The sequence below is a fragment of the Bacillus sp. NEAU-CP5 genome (assembly GCF_026420705.1).
GTDB classification, from domain to species: Bacteria; Bacillota; Bacilli; order Bacillales; family Bacillaceae; genus Bacillus; species Bacillus velezensis.
In genome coordinates this window covers 517,472-538,176 of the sequence record NZ_JAPMOV010000001.1, presented here as the reverse complement: position 1 = coordinate 538,176, position 20,705 = coordinate 517,472, and the positions used below count along the sequence as shown (strand labels likewise).

6 protein-coding genes are annotated in these 20,705 nt (G+C 43.1%); all 6 read left to right on the top strand.

Going from position 1 to position 20,705, the window contains the following annotated elements:
- Window positions 1-9 precede the first annotated feature (9 nt).
- The 6 genes from OTK50_RS02110 to pdhB all read left to right on the top strand — a co-directional run bounded on the left by OTK50_RS02110 (window position 10) and on the right by pdhB (window position 20,693).
- Window positions 10-5,721, top strand: a complete 5,712-nt coding sequence (locus OTK50_RS02110) for a type I polyketide synthase (protein ID WP_317985575.1) — start codon at window positions 10-12, stop codon at window positions 5,719-5,721.
- Window positions 5,721-13,100: a type I polyketide synthase gene (locus OTK50_RS02105; RefSeq protein ID WP_224224233.1), complete on the top strand. Its 7,380-nt coding sequence runs from the start codon at window positions 5,721-5,723 to the stop codon at window positions 13,098-13,100. The genes OTK50_RS02110 and OTK50_RS02105 overlap by 1 nt, the downstream gene beginning before the upstream one ends.
- 50 nt (window positions 13,101-13,150) lie before the next feature.
- Window positions 13,151-17,002: an alpha/beta fold hydrolase gene (locus OTK50_RS02100; protein WP_224224234.1), complete on the top strand. Its 3,852-nt coding sequence runs from the start codon at window positions 13,151-13,153 to the stop codon at window positions 17,000-17,002.
- A 32-nt stretch (window positions 17,003-17,034) separates the two neighbouring features.
- Entirely contained in the window at window positions 17,035-18,126 is a 1,092-nt protein-coding gene (locus OTK50_RS02095) for a serine hydrolase domain-containing protein (protein ID WP_224224235.1), read from the top strand.
- Between the two features lie 470 nt (window positions 18,127-18,596).
- Window positions 18,597-19,712, top strand: coding sequence for a pyruvate dehydrogenase (acetyl-transferring) E1 component subunit alpha (pdhA, locus tag OTK50_RS02090; protein ID WP_007611171.1), 1,116 nt, complete (start codon window positions 18,597-18,599; stop codon window positions 19,710-19,712).
- Window positions 19,713-19,715: 3 nt separating this feature from the next.
- Window positions 19,716-20,693 (top strand): pyruvate dehydrogenase complex E1 component subunit beta, encoded by a 978-nt coding sequence (pdhB, locus tag OTK50_RS02085; protein ID WP_003154528.1) that lies wholly within the window; start codon window positions 19,716-19,718, stop codon window positions 20,691-20,693.
- Window positions 20,694-20,705: the final 12 nt, after the last annotated feature.

Genomic DNA, 20,705 nt, shown 5'->3' with positions numbered 1-20,705 from the left:
ATGAGACAGGTGGCCAGTAATCAAAACTATCAGTTCACATTAACAATTAAACATACGGACTATATTGTCAGGGATCACCGGGTGCATGGCACCCGGATTATACCCGGTGTCACATTTTTAGATATGATATACCGTATGGCGCTGAGCAAAGGTTTGCCTATTGAAGAACTCGAGTGTCAGAATATTTTGTATTTGGAACCTGTAGCAACATCGGATACCTTTGACAGAGAAATCCGCATCCGTTTTCAGGGATTGGAACAGGGATGGGAAATTCAGGCGAAGAGCAGAAAGGTAAAAGATGACCGCATTCTGGATGAAAGCTGGGATGAGAATATGAACTGCAGGCTCATGCCGAAAATTCCGGAAAGCATGAGTTCAATCAATATTGATGAAATTAAACATGCCTCCGCCCGTGAAGCTGATATGGAGATATGTTATGACTATTTAAAAAAGGTTGATATAGAGCATTTTGAATTTATGAAGAGTTTGGGGAAAGTTTATGCGTCTGATCATTCTGTACTTGCAGAGTTGACGCTCAGCCAAATTGCCAATCAATATACCGGCTATTTTCAATTGCATCCCACTTTTCTTGATGCGTCTACCATCATATCGATCCTTTATCAGGCATGTCCCGAATATTTTACACAAGGATCTCCGGCAAGCCGGATGAAAACGTATATTCCCATTCATATTGAATCTTTCCGTATGACGAAGCGCCTGGAAGACAGGTGTTATGTGTACATAGAGAAGCAAGACCAAAATCATGATTCAGGGGATGTCATCCAAGTAAGTTACGGTTTGTACGATGCACACGGGGAGATGATCGCTTATTTTACGCGGCTGTCTGTGAAACATATTCGCTCAAAAGATTTAATTGAAAACCTGAAGCAGACTCGTTTGGAAACTGAAACGGCTTCTCAGCCAAAAGACAGCCTGATCAGAAAAGATTCAATCATAAATCGAAGCGAAAGCATCGAGACACACCTTAAAGAATTAATATCCGGGGTTTCACATATAGATCTGCGTGACATAAGGACAGACATTGGTTTTTATGAACAGGGCCTGGATTCAGCTTCTTTGCTTGCCATTGTCAAAGAACTTGAAAACAAAACAGGGGAACAGCTGTATCCTACACTCCTGTTTGAGCAGAAAACGATCCGGGAACTCGCCGCGTATATTAAAGAAAATCAAAGAATTTCCAGTTATTTCTTAACGCAAAATCAACCGGCTGAAAAGCCTGACATGAAAGAAAGTAAGAACGAAAATCTTTCCGCTCTTATAACAGAAGGAGACATTCAGCAGCTGATCGCAGATATCAAAGGGACTGCCCCTGAAACACTCTCTGTGGTAAAAGGTTTTTATGAACAAGGCCTCGATTCCGTAACACTTATGCAAGCCGTAAAGGCATTGGAAGAGAAAACAGGCAGGGAACTGTACCCTACTTTATTGTTTGAGTATCCGACGATTCAAAAACTTGCAAACTATTTTGCAGAGAGCGGCGAAAAAACCTCCGTTGACAAAGACCGCCCTCTTCATCATGGAGAGAATCATACGGATCTGACCTATTTAACGCCGCATTGGAGACAAAAGACGGCCGCTTGGTACCCGCATTGCGGAAATAAAAAGAAAAGAACATGCCTGCTGTTTCAATATGACAGAGAGCTTTTTCATTTTATGCGGGAAAATGCTGAAAATGGATTCGAAAATACACAGATCATCCTCGTTTTATCAGGGAATCGTTTCTCCTATCACGGAGACGGTGTTTATGAGATAGATCACAGGGAGGAAGCTCACTTTGACAGGCTTGCAGCTGATCTGAAAAAAAGGGGGCAAATGCCCGACACCGTGGTTTACGGGTGGCCGGAAGGGTCATTTGCCGGCCCGGAAAAAATAAATGAACAGCTTTCTAAAGGGGCTTACCCGCTATTCTTTTTCAGCCGGGCATTGATGCGCAGCAAGGCGGAAAAAAAGGTTGTATCGCTTTTCCTTTATCCGGCGGACCATAAAAATGATCAGCCGCTTTACGCTTCAGTCCATGGCGCAGGGCAGTCTATTTTGCTTGAGAACCCGAAACTGGCCCTTAAGACAATCGGGATATCAGTTTCAGACAAGTCATCGTTGCCGGATCTCACAGCTGAAATCATCAGATGCGAATCAACTGAAGCGCATCCGGGAGAAACCGATCTTTATTATGAAGGAAATGTGCGCTGGGTCCGTGCCTTACGGGAAGCGGAACCGGATCAAAACTCAGGTTTCTCCTTTAAAGAAAACGGAGTATACATGATTACAGGAGGGTCCGGCGGCTTAGGCCTTATATTTGCAGAACATATCGCAGCCCAAACAAAAGCCAATATTATTTTAGCGGGCCGTTCTGAACTTACGGAAGACAAAAAGAACAAAATCAGCCGAATGAAAGCAGGCGGTTCTTCGGTTCAATATATAAGAGGTGATTTTTCAGATAGCCGCGATGCAGAGCGAATCATAAAAACCATTAAAAGGCAATTCGGAGAAATCAACGGTGTGATACACAGTGCCGGTGTGACGCACGACGCTTTATTGATTCAAAAATCAAAAGATGAAATCCAGGAAGTGATCGCTCCGAAAATAAATGGGACGGTCTTATTGGACAGCTTGCTGCAAACCGAACCTTTGGACTTCTTTGTGATGTTTTCATCAAGCACCTCAATGTACGGGAATATCGGACAGACGGATTACGCATTGGCCAACCGGTTCATCGATCTTTTCGCTGAGTGGCGTGAAGGAATGAGGCGGAAAAAAGAACGCTCCGGCGTCTCAGTAGCCATCGGCTGGCCGCTATGGGAAGACGGCGGCATGAAAGTGGATAAACAAACTGAAAAATGGATGAAACAAAAAATCGGTATGGTTCCTCTTAGTAAAACCAATGGGATCAAAGCTTTTCAAGATTCACTCTCTCTGAACGCATCACAGCTGATCGTGTTTGAAGGTGACAAAGAAAAATTGAAATCTGCACTTCAAGATACCTTCATGGAGGATGAAAGCCGTGAGATCCAAATAAATGAAACAGCTGATACAAGGCATGAGGACATTGCCATTATCGGATTAAGCGGGAAGTATCCGATGGCTGAAGACTTACCTGAATTTTGGGAGAATTTAAAGAACGGAAAAGATTGTATTACAGAAATCCCGCCTGACCGCTGGAATATGGATGATTTCTTCAGCGAAGACAGAGATATGAAAGGGAAGTCTTACAGCAAGTGGGGAGGTTTTATCAGCGGAGCCGATCAATTTGATCCGCTTTTCTTTCATATTTCCCCAAGGGAAGCAGAACTTATGGATCCCCAGGAAAGGCTCTTTTTAGAAACGGCCAAAAATTGTTTTGAAGACTCAGGGTACCCGAGAAACATGCTGGAAAAGATGAAAGTCGGTGTATTTGTCGGTGCAATGTGGGGCCAATATCAACTATTTGAAGGAGAAGAAAATGGAGTGGCTTTCTCGCCGGCATCCGTCTATTCTTCAATAGCCAATCGGGTGTCTTATTATTTTCATTTAAAAGGTCCGAGTTTGGCTCTGGATACAATGTGCTCTTCATCACTGACCTCTATTCATTACGCATGCCAAAGCATACATTGCGGAGAGAGCGATATGGCATTGGCCGGCGGAGTGAATTTGTCAATACATCCGAATAAATATAAGTTCCTCAGCATGGGGCAGTTCCTATCAAGTGACGGCAGATGCCGGAGTTTTGGAAAAGACGGAAGCGGTTATGTTCCCGGTGAGGGAGTCGGAGCCGTATTGTTAAAACCATTGAAAAAAGCAATAGAAGATCAAGATCAAATATACGGTGTGATTAAGGGAAGCGCCGTTAATCACGGAGGAAAGACGAGCGGGTATTCCATACCGAATCCGGATGCGCAGGCGGAGGTCATTTCAGAAGCGCTTCGTAAAGCTGACATTGATCCGAATACCGTCAATTATATTGAAGCGCATGGAACGGGTACGTCATTAGGCGATCCGATTGAAATTCAAGGACTGAAAGATTCCTATCAACTGAATCATCCTTGCGCCATCGGTTCGGTGAAATCAAATATCGGACATTTAGAATCTGCGGCAGGAATCGCTGCGGTAACGAAAGTGCTTCTCCAAATGAAGAATAAGCAGCTTGTTCCTTCTCTGCATTCCGATATTGTTAATCCGTTTATAGATTTTGAGCAGGTTCCTTTTCAAGTGCAGCGGAAAGCGGCTGAATGGAATATTCCGCAAAACAGCAATGCTGTTCATCCTTTGAGAGCCGGGGTAAGCGCTTTTGGAGCAGGAGGGACAAACGCGCATCTTATATTGGAAGCGTATGAGCCGCCAAACGCTTTTGATCATCAAAGCGGCCGAGTGATCTTTGTTTTATCGGCTCAAGACAAACAACGGCTGATAAAATATGCGAAGGTTATGGCTGATTTTCTATCAGAAAATGAATCGAAGGATAACAATCATAAACTGCGTCTTCAGGATATTGCCTATACACTTCAGACGGGACGCGATCATATGGAAGAACGGCTGGCGATAGTGGCAGATTCCGGGCAGGTCATTGCTGAAGAGCTCTCAGCTTATATCAGGGGTGAAAAAAGCAGCTTGAGCTATACCGGTAATACATTCGAATCAGAAGTTCACAATGAAATGCCTCACGTTTGTTCAGATTACGCCGAAGCAGCATCAAAATGGGTAAATGGAAGAAAGATAGATTGGGAGACTTTTGAGGTGAATCGGAATGCTCGCAGGATTTCTATTCCGGGACAACCGCTGATCAAACAGCGGTATTGGATAGCGGAAAAAGGGGAAACGCTTGTTTCAACAGATGTGAGTAAGCCGACTCACCCTTTCTTGGGGAGTAACACGTCCGATTTTAATCAGTTCAGTTTCACGAAAAAAATCAGCCGTAATCATCCATTCGCACTAAGTCTGTCTGAAGGAAACGTGTCCTTTTTCCCTTATGCATCTTTGGCTGAAATGGCTATCGTCAATGCAGCGGCGGCATTTGGACAACCAGTTCATACATTGACTGATTTATTGTGGACCGAAAGCATGAACGGAATGACTGATATACGGGAACTGATGATTACGCTGACGCCTGAGCGCGACTTTGCGCGGTTTGACATATATGCAAACACAAAACATGAGAATAAAGTACGTCTTGCCAGGGGAAATGCGCATATTGTTAAGCCTGAAAGCGGTATGCTTCCTGAAGCGCTTGATATTGCTGAAGTCAAATCAGAAATGACTGAACATCCTGCTGAATCGCCTTTTGTCATTGAATCAGCGAAAAACAGTGACGGAATGCTGTCGCTTCATTCATTGCCGGATGAGCTTTATGCAAAAAGAGAGAATTTTATGATCTCTCCTGAAGCGCTTGAGTCCGCGATTCATGCCAGTGCGTTTTTTGTCAGCGGAGAAACCTTCCCGGAATTGATCGGAATGGGAGCGGCGGATGTCTATCAGCCTCTCACTCAAAATTTTTATGTCTATACTCAAAAAGAGAACCGGCAGAACAGCCGTGATGTAACGTGTCGTATGACATTTACAGATGAAAACGGAAGCATTCTGGCAGAGTGCAAAGATGTGAGATTCAGATATGGTCATGAAAAAAGCACTGTTCAGACGGACGACGAACTCATTCGTCTCCTGCGTCAATTGGAAACCAATGATATTGATCAGAAGGCTGTATTGAAACAATTAATGGGGGAAGAATGATGAACGGAAAACGTGAACAAATCAGCGATATTCTTGATCTGATTCAATCAGGACAGATATCGGCTGACGAAGGCTATGCCCGTGTGACATCCATTCAGAATCAAAAATCACGGGCATCGAACCATCCGCTTTTTTATTACAAGCCGGAATGGACAGAATCGTTCATTCCGAATAAGAAGAGCGCACCCTTGACGGGATTGCTCCTGATTTTTGCAGAAAATGAACGGCAAATACAAGAATTGAGCGGTTTGTTTAAGGACTGTACTCTCTTGTTTGTTATCCGCGGAAAAGAATTTGCTGTTTTACATGATGATACGATTTGTATGAATCCCGTGAAAAAAGACGATTATCTAAAGCTGTTCCGGTACATTCATGATCATTATCAGCTGCCCGAAAAGATTCTTCACTTGTGGTCTGATTCTCAGGCTGACATGAGTAAGGGAGGTATACAGAAACAATTGGAAAACGGATTGTTTTCTCTTCTGTATATTACACAGGCGCTGATTGAACTAAAATGGAAAAAGATAATAAAGCTGACGCATATTTTTCAAACTGAGAATAAAGAACAACTGCCGCTGCATCATGCTCTCGGCGGATTGGTGAAAACCGTTCACCAGGAACACCCCAATTTTCACTATCAGATTATCAATATCACGCAATCAGAGGGTGCGGGAGCCGCTCTTCCAGCAATAGCGGATATATATCAGAGAGAGTGTGACGAAAAACGGGATATCCATTTTGAAGTGCGCTATGAAAACGGCAGACGTTTTACGAAAAGCTATAATAAAGCCGGCTCATTCGATTTAACCCAGCCGCTGAAACATCATGGGAATTATCTGATTACAGGAGGCCTGGGCGGTCTCGGTTATATATTGGCAAAACATCTGTCGGAAAAATGGAAAGCGAATCTCATATTGACGGGGCGCTCTGATTTAACTGAAGAGCAGGAGAAAAAGATCGAATATTTAAGAAGTTCAGGTTCAACAGTTGAATATATCCGATCTGATGTTTCAAAACAAAGTGATGCTGAACGGATGTTTGCTTTTGCAAAAGAGCAGTTCGGCACCTTACATGGAGTATTTCACAGTGCCGGCGTACTCCGTGACTCTTTTATCTTAAGAAAGACAAAAGAAGAAATTGATCAAGTCACAGGTTCGAAAGTTTATGGCACGCTGTGGCTGGCGGAAGAAATCAGAAAAATGAAAGTTGAATTACTTGTCTTGTTTTCATCCACATCGGCAGTCTTCGGCTCAGCCGGCCAATGTGACTATGCTTTCGCCAATGCCTGTTTGGATCAGTATGCAGCAGTTATGACCGCAAAAGAGTCTGCCGGAAGGGTAGTGTCAGTCAATTGGCCGCTATGGACTTCCGGCGGGATGAGTATTGACGATGAAGGAATATCCTACATGAAACAGGAACTCGGTCTTGACCCGTTAGATGACAGTGACGGAATACAGGCCCTGGAGAACAGCTTGTGTCAATCATCTGAACAGCTGATTGCCCTGAAAGGCCGAAAAGAAAAGATTGAGGATGTGCTGAAGCGTACCGGCACAATCAGCTTACATTCAGACCAGCAGGAAGATGCTGATTTGAAAAACGATGAATTAAGACAAAATATCATCAGTTATCTGAAAAATATAATGTCAGAGGAATTGAAATTACCGGTCTCACTCATAGATGAAAAACAATACCTGGAGAAATACGGCATTGATTCAGTGATGATCATGCGTCTGACCAAAAAGCTGGAGCAAAGTATCGGCAGATTGTCGAAAACATTGTTTTTTGAATATCATTCAATATCGCAGTTAGCCGAATATTTCCTGAGTCATCACAGCGAACGAATGATGAAACTGCTGAACCCGGCCGGCACATCTGAACTTGTCTCATATCAAAAAAAGCAAAAAAGAAAACCAGTGGAAACAAAAGCGCCGGTACGCTCTGAAGAAGAAGATTCAAAAGAGCACATTGCGGCCGATCCCCTTTCTGCTGATATAGCCATTATCGGTGTCAGCGGCAGATACCCGGGTGCGGAAAACATCAGGGAGTTCCAAAATGTGCTGATGAATGGACAGGATTGCGTAAGCGAAATTCCTGATGACCGGAAGGAAATGCTGGAGGGAAGCTGCTATAAGTGGGGAGGTTTTCTGAAAAATCCAGATCGGTTTGATCCTTTATTTTTCCGGATATCACCGAAAGAAGCGGCTTTTCTTGATCCTCAGGAACGTCTCTTTTTAGAGACAGTGTACAATACCATAGAGGATGCGGGTTATAAACCTTCAGATCTGACCCGCAAAAAGGTCGGAGTTTTTGCAGGCGTCACATATGGAAGCTATCAATTTTTCGGCGTTGAAGAATCACTTAAAGGAAATGAACTGGCCGTCGGGTCTCCATTTTCTGCAATAGCAAACAGAATATCGTATTTCTTTAACTTTAAGGGGCCGAGTATGGCGGTTGATACAATGTGTTCATCCTCTCTTAACGCCATTCACTTAGCCTGTGAAAGTATACGAAGAGGAGAAAGCACACTTGCTGTTGCGGGCGGGGTCAATCTTACGCTTCATCCGAATAAATATACATTATTAAATCAAAGCCGCTTCTTTGCAAGTGATGGCCGATGCCGTACATTCGGCGAGGGCGGTGACGGTTATGTACCGGGAGAAGGAGTGGGATCCGTACTTTTAAAGCCGGCGGCGGAAGCGGTAAGGGACGGAGATCATATTTATGCGCTGATTAAAGCGACAGCGGTCAATCACGGAGGGAGAACAAACGGTTTTACGGTTCCTAATCCGAATGGTCAGTCTGAACTGATACAGGACGCGCTTGAGAAAGCTTGTATTGACCCTCGTACAATTAGTTATATTGAAGCTCACGGAACGGGAACTGCTCTGGGAGACCCGATTGAGATCACCGGGTTAACAAAAGCGTTTCGGGAATTTACGGAGCACACTCAATATTGTTCAATCGGTTCTGTCAAATCAAATATCGGCCATCTTGAGGCCGCAGCGGGAATTGCCGGTTTGACAAAGGTTCTTTTGCAAATGAAACTGAAAAAACTGTTTCCTTCCATACATGCGGAGACGTTGAATCCAAATATTGATTTTAAAGCATCTCCCTTTTATGTACAGCGGTCATTGCAAGACTGGAAGAAACCGAAACTGCAGGAAAACGGAAAAACAGTAACTGTTCCGAGAAGAGCGGGGATCAGCTCATTCGGAGCGGGAGGAACGAATGTTCATATCATTATAGAAGAATATGAAGAAACAAACGTCACAACAGAACATGTTGAGAATGAACCGCATATTGTCCTGTTATCTGCCAAAGACAATGAACGTCTTCTTGAGTATGCCGAAAACATGAGAGATTTTATCCAACGTTCACTAAGTTCTGAAGTAAAGGATAAACAGCCTGATATGAAAGAAAAGGTGAATGAAGTACTCAAACCGTTTGTTTCGGAATTGCTTCATATCCATCCGGAAGAAATTAATATTGCTGATCACCTGAGTGAATTTGGCGTAGGACCTTTGGAATTAAGCCGGATGGCGGATTTTATTAACGAAATGTTTCATATTGAACTCACGATGTATGAATTAACTGATTGCCCCTCCATTCAAGCGGTTACTGAATACTTATTGAAGGAATATGCCGGAGCGATAAGAAACATGTTCCCGAATGAAGTGATGGAAGCCGGCCAATCGGAAAGCGTCGTTTTACGGGATCTGGCATACACTACACAATCGGGCAGAGAAGCGATGGAGGCCAGAGCAGCGATTACCGGTACCTCTCTTAAAGAAATGAAAGATAAATTATTTGAGTTTTGCCGCGGTGACAAGCAAGTTCCAGGCGTATATGTTAATCAGCAATCAGCAGATGCATTTGCTGAAAAAATGAAGGCGTTAACGGAAGGCAGAGCAGGTGAATTGTTTGTAAAGACCATTATTGAGAACGGTGAAGCGGAAAAGCTGGCTCAATTATGGGTTTGGGGGGCGGATATCGACTGGAAATCCGTTCATCAACATTTACAGCAGCCGGGTAAACGGATCTCAATTCCGACTTATCCGTTTGCGAAAGAACGTTATTGGGTTCCGTCCAGGACTGAGAAGGCAGAGATCCCTCAGCATTCTTTTCAACATCACTTGCAAAAAAAATGGAGGGAGAATCCGTTTGTAAATCCATCCGAAACAAAAGAGTACGAACTGACAGTAGCATTTGTAAATCAAGACACAGAATCAATTGCCCGCACCATTTGTTCGGATATAGATCAGGAGAATCTGATTGTCATAAAACATCACTCTTCATTTATAAAACACTCTGATCAAATGTTTGAGTGTTCTTTATTAGATGAAAACCACGCATACGACGTTATCCGTGAGATCTTCTCGGGCGGTGAGCGGCAGGTCGAAAATATATTTGATTTCTCAGATATCGGAAACCAGAGTGAAAATCAGAACGGCATCCCATATGGTAAATTCTTATTTATACAAGAAATAATTAAGAGGAGTAAAAAGGAAACACCATTATCCATTTTACAAATCACCAATGGCTTGCAGGTATTTAAAGCGGAAAAACCAAAGCTGACGGGGGCAGAATCAGCGGCTTTTCTGAAAGCCCTTTCTGCGGAATACGGCTTTGTTCATGTGAAAACAATAGATATAGACAGCATGAAAGAAACGCATGAGCTGAAACAAATCTTTGAGAATGAAAGGGCGCAATGTACCGGAGAGAATGAAGTATGCTACCGCGGCGGCGTCAGATATGTTCCGTATTTTGAAGAAGAAAGAATCCATACTGGCGGGCCTGTTTCATTTCCTGCGGATAAAGCCATCGTGATTACCGGCGGGACAGGGGGCATTGGCAGAGCAATAGCTGAAGATTTGGTGAAACGGGGAGTGAAAAAACTCGTACTGACGGGTACGCGTCCATTACCTTTGCGAAGTGAATGGGATCATTTGCTGAAAGAGGGCAGACAGGACGAAAAGACAGTCAGCAATATCAAACTGTTTCAAAGTTTTGAAGAGAAAGGTGTCAACTATCTGTATTACAGCGGTTCTCTCACAAATGAAGAGAAGCTGCGTTCATTCTTTCACCAAGTAAGCCTTGAATTTAAAGATATAAGCGGTGTCATACACTGTGCCGGACTGCACAGCGGCGGAAATCCGGCCTTTATTCATAAAAGAATGAGTGAATTTAAGACGGTGTACGGGCCGAAAGTCACTGGACTTCAGAATTTGGAGCGGATTTTTAATAATAGGCCGCTGGATTTCTTTATTCTATTTTCATCAATTGCTGCACAGTCACCCAAACTGTCGAAAGGAATGACTGATTACGCGTCTGCAAACGCATATATGGACTATTTCGCGGCTTATCATTTTCAAAAGGGGAGAACGTATTTCACGTCCATCAATTGGCCGAGCTGGAAAGAAGTCGGAATGGGTACTGTGACGAGTCCTTTATATGATGAATTGGGATTGGACTCTCTTTCCACACGGGAAGGACTGGCGATTTTGTATCATGCACTGGAGAGAAAATCGGCCAATATCATTCCTATCGTGAAAAAAGGAACAGTGTTTCATGCAGACAGTCTCCTGAACATCAATAAAACCGGCGGAGCTTCGGTTCCAGTCCGAAGACAGGAGACTCCCGACACTTTTGATCATTCAGAAGGGCTTGTCAGTGAACTTTCTGCCGTATTTGCCGAGGAATTGAGCATGCCCCTTGAAAAGCTTAACCCAAATACGGATTTTCAGGAATACGGTGTAGATTCTATACTTCTTGTCAGCATTATACATCGTATAGAAGCAATGATTCAGAAAAAAATTGACCCTACTGTGCTTCTTGAACACAACACGATTCATGGTCTTGCGGAATATATCGGTAAGACGGCGCCGCCGTTGAAAAAACAAATTGAACAGACTGATTCTCAAAGCAGCAATCAGCAAGATATGCAGTCTGTGACGAGCCGAAATACAGAACCGACGGCTTCCTCTGCAAAGATAGCTGTTATCGGAATCGGATGTAAGTTCCCTGGAGCGGCTGATAAAGAGGAATTTTGGGACAATCTGAGAAAAGGGAAGAATCATATTAAAGAAGTACCTGATTCCCGGTGGAATATAGAAGAAAATTACTCTCCGGTGCAGCAAAAGGGAAAAAGCATCAGCAAATGGGGAGGGTTTATCAATGGAATCGGCAGCTTCGATCCGGAGTATTTCCGCATGGAAGAGGAGAAAGCCATCCAAACGGACCCGCTGATAAGACATTTCTTAGAAACGAGTGTACAGACTGTACGGGATGCCGGTTATGAAGAAACGGAATTATCGGGAAAAAAAGTCGGCGTATTTGTCGGTTCCAGAATGGGCGGCTACGGTCACAAACTGCCGAAAGAAAGCAGCAGCCACATCGTCGGGCTTAGTCAAAACTTTATTGCTTCACATGTGTCGCATTTCTTTAATTTTCACGGTCCAAGCATGGTTTCTGATACCGCTTGTTCTTCTTCATTAGTCAGCATTCATTTAGCCTGCCAAAGCATAAAAAACGGTGATTCAGAGATGGCGCTGGCAGGAGGGGCGGATCTGCTTTTGGATGAAATTCCTTACCTGATGTTAACAGAAGGAGGAGCTCTTTCGCCGGACGGTCAGTGTTTTACTTTTGATGAGAGGGCAAACGGCTTTGTACCCGGAGAGGGTTTTGGCGCTGTTCTGTTAAAACCGCTGGATAAAGCGAAAGCTGACGGAGATCGGATATACGGTATCATTGAAGCATCAGCTATTAATAACGACGGTGCGACAATGGGAATCACGACCCCGAATCCTAAGCTTCAAGAGCAGGTTATTCAAGATGCATTTGAAAAAGCCGATATCACTCCCGGATCAGTCAGCTACGTCGAAACTCACGGCACAGGCACGATGATTGGAGATCCGATTGAGCTTCAGGCTCTGACAAAAGTATTCCGAAGAGACACAAACAAAACGCAATTTTGCGGAGTAGGAAGTGTAAAAACCAATATCGGACACTTATTAAGCGCTGCCGGAGCGGCAAGTTTCATTAAAGTGATTTTATCAATATGGCATAAGGAAATTCCGCCTACATTGAATTGTGAAACGCCAAATCCCCGCTTTGAATTTGAAAAGTCGCCTTTTTATCCGAATACAGAACTGAGAAGCTGGAAGGATGGAAAACGGAGGGCGGGCATCAGCGCTTTCGGTTTTGGCGGAACAAACGCCCACCTTTTGGTAAGCGGCCTGGATGATTCATATCATTCCGTCAGAACGCCGCTGCCGCCTGCCGAGTTTGTCAGAAAAGAGTACTGGCCGGATTCAAATCGGAAAAAACAAATCAAACAGAATAAAAAACGGCTTCTTGAAATTATTGATGAAACAGAGTAGCACCTGCTCTGTTTCTTTACTTTGTAAAAGAAGAAAGGTTGTCGAGTTGCATGAGGTTCAGCGTATTAGTCAAACATGACGATTATATTGTTTCAGACCATGTCCTTCATCAAGTGCGTACGATACCCGGCGTAACGTATCTGGATTTAATAACCCGATTTTTAGCTGAGAAAGGGATATCACCCCAAAGTTTTGAAATCAAACATGTTTTATTCCGTGAACCTGTTGCGACGTCAGTCCATTTTGATAAAAAAGTCAGCTTCCAGTTTACGGAACAAGAAAACGGCTGGCTTGTTGAAACAACAAGCAGGAAATGGGTCGCTGAAAAGGCGGAAGGTGAAGCGTCAGTCAACTTGCAGGCGGAAATCATAAGAAAAAATGCGATAAACGAAAAGACAATTTCAATCGAAGCATTAATGAAAGGGGCCGTCCGGACTTCGGAGGCTGAAGCCGCCTATCGTAATTTGCGCAGGGGCGGCCTGATTCATAAAGATTTTATGAAATTGGAAGGTACAGTATATGAAGGTGAAAATTATATTCTGGGAGAGGTCAGTTTAAGCGGACTTTCAAAAGAATATACAGATGACTTTTACATGCATCCCGCATTTTTGGATGGGTCTCTCAGCTTGTTGGGAATCCTTACATCAGATTTGCCGGATGAAGGAACAAATGCGTTTATCCCTATATATATTGAGACGTTCCGGGCACTGCATAAAACAACTGGATCTTGTTTTGTGTATATTGATAAAAACAGTATAACGCAGCCGCCTTCTAAAGACATTTTATATGCGGACATAGAAGTATACAGGCCTGATGGAGAGCTTGCTTTTTATTATGAGCGATTCGGTGTGAAAAGAGTCAGAAATGAAAAATCAATACAAAGGCTGGAGCATTCCCAAAAAGCTAAAGAGGTCGGCAGCGCAACGAACAATAAAGAAATGATCAGAAATAATTTGATCCAAGAGATAGCCGGCATGATTGAAAAACCTGCTGAAACAGTCAAGAATGATATTTCCTTTTACGAGATGGGCTTGGATTCTAAACAATTATTAGACTTATCCAAAAAATTAGAACTGATGTTAGATACAAAGCTGTACCCGACTTTATTATTTGATTACTCCACAATCGGTGAATTGACGGAATATCTGCAGGAGAAATACGGAGCCGACATTACAGACTCTATCTCTGATACAGTTTTGCACCAAGACAGTCATAAAACATTAACAGATGAGCTGTCATCCATTATTGGAGAGGTTACAAACACACCGCCAAATAAAGCGGACAAACACCAATCTTTTTACGAACTGGGTCTTGACTCAAAACAGCTGCTGCATTTATCGAAAATTCTCGAGGAAAGATTGGATACACAATTGTATCCGACATTGCTTTTTGATTATAACAATATTCATGATTTAGCGGCTTATTTAGAAGAAAAATATGATGTGCGTAATACGCCGGCCGCAGCTTTTAAAGAAAAAACGCAAACGAAAGAGCCGTCTGAAAAGCCGATGCTTGAATCTTTGTATTTACAAAAAGAATGGATAGAATCGCCATTAAAGTCCGGAGAAGTACCTAAGGAAAATACATTGATTTTCGATTTCGACAGTTCATTGAGTGATGAAATCCGAAAGTACATCGGCAGTGAAAATGTTATTTATGCGGAAGCCGCCGATGAATATGAAATGGTAAATGAAAAGCATTATAAATTTAATCCGGAGCAGTCTGCTCATTACACCAGACTGTTAGAAGATATGAAAAATTCCGGAGCGTTTCCGTCGTCAATCATTCATTACCTGTCAAAAAAAGCTTATACTGAAGCAGCGTTAGATCTGACTCACAGCTTTTATTCAATTCTTTATTTGAGCAAAGCTTTGATCCATCAAAAAGTAAAAGAAAACATCAACATTCTGTACGTACATGACAAGGGTCAATATACAAATCCGGTTTACGCCGCGATTGGAGGCTTTTTTAAAACGCTGAATGCGGAGCAGCCGAATATAAAGTGTAAAACGGTTGAGATTTCTTCAAGACAAACCATTAAAAAAGCACCTTTGCTTCTCAATGAATTAAGTGCCGGACATCATCAGGCTGTGAAATATGACGGCGATCAAAAAAGGTGGGTGACAGCATATAAAGACGCTTCGCTGCAAACAGGACAAAAGGCCGCAAAGTTTGCAAAAGACGGGGTGTATCTCATCATCGGAGGGTTAAGCGGCATCGGCTGGATTATTTCAGCGTTTCTTTATGCAAATCACGGAGCCAGCGTTGTCATTGCCGGACGATCGAAAATGACAGCAGACATGGAAGAAAAATTAGACAGCATCCGCTATGACGGGGCAAGCATTTCTTATATTCAGGCTGACATGTCAGATAAGCAGCAGGTCATCAAGTTAGCGGAAAAAATTCATGCTGATTATTCCGAAATCAACGGGGTCATTTACAGTGCAGGCGTGTTAAAAGACTCTCTCATTATGAATAAAACAGACGCGGAAGCTCAAGCGGTGCTGCAATCAAAGGTCAATGGTGTGATTCATTTGGATGAAGCGCTCAGAGATATGCCTTTAGACTTTTTTGTTTTGTTTTCTTCCATCTCCTCAGAAATCGGAAGTCTGGGTCAAGCCGATTACGCCTACGCCAATCGTTTTCTGGAGCATTTTGCCGAGTGGAGGGAATGTATGAGAAAGGCGGGGGGAAGATCAGGAAAAACCATCGCTGTAAATTGGCCTTTCTGGAAAGACGGAGGCATGTCAGTTGATCCCGGCATTCAAGATATTATGAAAAGGGAGTACGGACTTCACCCATTGGAAAATACTGCCGGAATCAAAGCGTTTGAACACTCGCTTCTCGGCCAAGGCCACCAGCTGATCGTGTTATACGGAGAAAAAGAAAAAATACAAAACGATTTCAAGCCGTTATCCGCCCGTTCAGCACCGCCTCTAGTAAGAGATTCAGCGATTGCAGCCGATTTTGATGCTTCGTCGTTCGTTACGGAAGAAGCTGAAAGTCCTTTCCGAATACTCGGCACGGCCTCCAATCGTCATCTCGACGATTATTTGCATTATTGGAGCAGACTGAAGAAAGGAGCCCTTCAGCACGATCAAAGCGATGCCGCAAAAAAACTCATCGCTTTTTACCAGGCAGAAGAAACGGAAACCGTTCATTTTCTGGCAAACACAGAAAATGCCCGGCATATGGAAATATTGATGAGCGGTAAGGGCGAAACAATTTTACTGATTTGCGGTTTCGCTACCACTGCTTACATGTGGAAAGAACAAATGAAGGAATGGGCAGATCAATTTAATGTCATTGTCATACACACACCGGGTTACGGGCTGAGTGAGGGGAGCGCCGATTTTACACTGAGCGGGCTGGCTCAGACTTTTATCGAAGTGCTGAACGAGATAGGGGTTGCTTGGCCGATCCACATTGCGGCAGCTTCTTGGGGAGGCATGATAGGGCAGAGGATAGCCTATGAATACCCCGAAAAAGTAAAAACACTCATTCTTTCCGGAAGTTACACCGAATACGAAGAAGACCCCGAAAGCAGTGTCGAGGAAAAACTGAAAAATGATTTTATAGCTATAGGAAAGTCGCATGAATATGAAAGTTTATACAGTAATCAATTCTTAAATGCTTCTATTGAACGTTTTATGAAGATACATCAACAAGAAGGCTATTCTACAATCGGCTTTTTAAAAGACATTCATACAAGAACGCTTATCCTTACAGGTGAGAAGGAAAGCGTAGTTGATCAGAAAGAAACAAAAAGGCTGCGGAAACTGCTGAGCAATGCAGAATTAAAGAAAATTAAGGGAGCGGGGCATCTTCCGAACATCACACATCCGGAAGAATTTAATAAAGCGGTGTCAGAATTCATCAAGAAATCGGTAAGTAAGGGATGAAAACGATACATACAGTACAGGGGGAGAAAACAATGAAACAAACAATAAGCAATCCGGCATTTGATATGAAACAAATTAACGCTCTTAACAGCCATTATCAGACGATGATAGACAATGGAGTTCTGCAATGTGCGAGTTATATGATGTCAAGAGGAGGTAAGGTTTTTGCAGCTGAGTCGTTAGGGGAATTTACCGGCGGACAAAACGAAAAGCAAACATTTGAGCTTGATACAATCAGAGAAATCGGTTCTTTGACAAAAGTGTTTACCGCTGTAGCCGTCATGCAGCTCGTCGAAAAAGGTTTGCTCGATCTGAAAATGCCGGTCAAGCTCATTTTGCCTGCGTTTGATAAACCGGGTTTCGGAGAAATTAAAATTTTGCACCTTTTGACTCATACGGCGGGATTAAGTTTTGAGCTGGATATTCAAAAGGCTGAAGGCATTGACTTAACGAATGAGGAAGAATGGATAAACTATCTCGTCAGTACGCCTTTGGAGTACGGAGCGGATGAAGCATGGAACTATTCCAGAACCGGTTTTGTTATACTTGGCATCATTATTTCAAAAGTAACAGGCGTACCCTACGAACAGTATGTAACAAAGCATATTATTGAAGCGCTCGGATTAGAAAGAACGTATTTTTATGTGCCTGATGCTTTAAAAGAAGAAGTTTGTGTGATCAATGAGCACGAGTGCGTACAGCTGGAAAAAAGTCATCACCCGTATTTTCCGAATAAAGCGACAAGCGGTCTGTACTCTTCGTTGCGAGATATTTGGAAGTTGGCTGAAATGTTTAGAAATAAAGGCAGATTGAAAGATAAGAAGCTGCTTGGAAGAAAAACAGTCGAGGCGATGCTGAGAAATCAAATAAAGCCGGGTCTTCCTTTTTACTTCTTCGGAGCGCCCAGAGAGGAAGGCGGCTTTGGTTTAGGCATTAATTTGTGGCCGGCCGGTGACCATTATTTCATGACAGAAGGCACCTTCTCACATCTTGGAATGGGTTGGTGCGGCATGTTTTCTGATCCAGCCGAAGATTTTACGTATGTATTTTTCACTCCGATTTCCGAGTTTCATCCTCATGCCGTGCTGACGCCGCTGAATATCGTGTGGGCAGGTATTGAATAATTAGACAAAAGCATCGTCCCGTCTGTTCGGCAGGCGGGACGATTGCTAACTGCCCGTTTTTATCCCGCGGCATCTTTTCAAAGCCCGCCCCTAAGTTAAATAACTTAATTTACTCTTTGTAATTTTTTTTAATTATAGTACAGTAGAGCATTTTTATAATACAGTTCAAAGTCTTTTATAGTACAGTTTGGCGCAATATGATCTTAAGTTTTATAAGCGGTTTCAAAATGAGGTTATAAATGATTGACGGCTTTGTTTAATTACTGTAAACTATGGTTGTTGATCATATTGTACTAATAAAAAATCTTTTTTTATTAGTACAGTTTAAACGTCATTATCTTTGCTTAAGCGCTATGTGAATTTCTGAATGATTAATTTTAGAATTGCAGAGCATGATAAGACTGTTTTTAATACGGATGGCTAAACGGTATCCTAACCCTGTTAAATCAAAAGAAGAGGTGGTTTAAAAAATGGCTGCAAAGACAAAAACTTCAATTGTTGATAGCAAAAAACAATTTGATGCTATTCATAAGCAGTTTGAAACGTTCCAAATTTTAAATGCTGAAGGAGAAGTCGTAAATAAAGACGCAATGCCTGATCTTTCAGATGATCAGTTAAAGGAATTAATGAGAAGAATGGTGTATATCCGCATTTTAGACCAGCGTTCAATTTCTCTTTCCCGTCAAGGACGTTTAGGTTTCTATGCACCGACAGCGGGCCAGGAAGCTTCTCAAATTGCATCACACTTCGCGCTTGAACAGGACGACTTTATCCTTCCGGGTTATCGTGACGTTCCTCAGCTGATTTGGCACGGTCTTCCTTTACACCAGGCATTCCTGTTCTCAAGAGGCCATTTTAAAGGTAATCAGATGCCTGAGGGAGTAAATGCTTTATCACCTCAAATTATTATTGGTGCTCAAATTATTCAAACCGCAGGTGTAGCTTTAGGGCTTAAAAAGCGCGGTAAAAAAGCGGTAGCTATTACTTACACTGGTGACGGCGGAGCTTCTCAAGGTGACTTCTATGAAGGAATGAACTTTGCCGGAGCATTTAAAGCACCAGCGATCTTCGTTGTTCAGAATAACCGCTATGCGATTTCAACTCCTGTAGAAAAGCAATCATCCGCACAGACAATTGCCCAAAAAGCAGTTGCCGTCGGTATTACAGGTGTTCAAGTAGACGGAATGGATGCACTAGCCGTTTATGCTGCAACCGCAGAAGCACGCCAACGCGCAATTAACGGTGAAGGTCCGACTCTGATTGAAACTCTTACATTCCGTTACGGACCTCATACAATGTCCGGTGACGATCCGACTAAATATCGTACGAAAGAAATAGAAAATGAATGGGAGCAAAAAGACCCGCTCGTACGTTTCCGCAAGTTCTTGGAAAACAAAGGACTATGGTCTGAAGAAGAAGAGAACAAAGTGATTGAACAGGCCAAAGAAGAAATCAAACAAGCTATCAAAAAGGCTGACGGCGAATCAAAACCGAAAGTAACAGAGCTGATTGAGAATATGTTTGAAGAGCCGACGTTCAACTTGAAAGAACAACTTGAAATTTACAAAGCGAAGGAGTCGAAGTAAGCCATGGCGCAAATGACAATGATTCAAGCAATCACTGATGCGTTACGCACAGAACTGAAAAACAATGAAAACGTTCTGCTTTTCGGGGAAGATGTAGGCGTTGCCGGAGGCGTATTCCGTGCAACTGAAGGCCTTCAAAAAGAATTCGGTGAGGACCGCGTATTTGACACGCCGCTTGCTGAATCCGGTATCGGCGGTCTCGCTCTCGGTTTAGGCCTGCAAGATTACCGTCCTGTTATGGAAATCCAATTCTTCGGATTCGTATATGAAGTAATGGATTCAATCTCAGGACAAATGGCTCGTCTCCGCTACCGTTCCGGCGGACGCTGGACTTCTCCGGTGACAATCCGTTCTCCATTCGGCGGAGGGGTTCATACACCTGAACTTCACGCTGACAGTTTGGAAGGCCTTATCGCTCAGCAGCCGGGTATTAAAGTTGTTATCCCTTCCACTCCTTACGATGCAAAAGGACTGCTGATTGCCTCTATCAGAGACAATGATCCGGTTGTTTTCTTAGAGCATATGAAACTTTACCGTTCTTTCCGTCAGGAAGTTCCTGAGGAGGAATACACAATCGAGCTTGGCAAAGCTGATGTGAAACGCGAAGGTACTGACCTTTCTATCATCACATACGGCGCGATGGTTCATGAGTCGCTTAAGGCTGCTGAAGAGCTTGAAAAAGAAGGCGTTTCTGCTGAAGTTATCGACCTTCGCACTGTAAGTCCGCTTGATATTGATACGATTATTGCTTCTGTTGAAAAAACAGGCCGCGCAATTGTCGTGCAGGAAGCTCAAAAACAAGCCGGCATCGCTGCCAACGTTGTAGCTGAAATCAATGATCGCGCGATTCTGAGCCTGGAAGCTCCGGTTCTGCGTGTTGCGGCGCCTGATACAGTATTTCCTTTCTCGCTTGCTGAGAGCGTATGGCTTCCAAACCATAAAGACGTTCTTGAAACTGCGAAAAAAGTTCTTGAATTTTAATCAAGCATCATA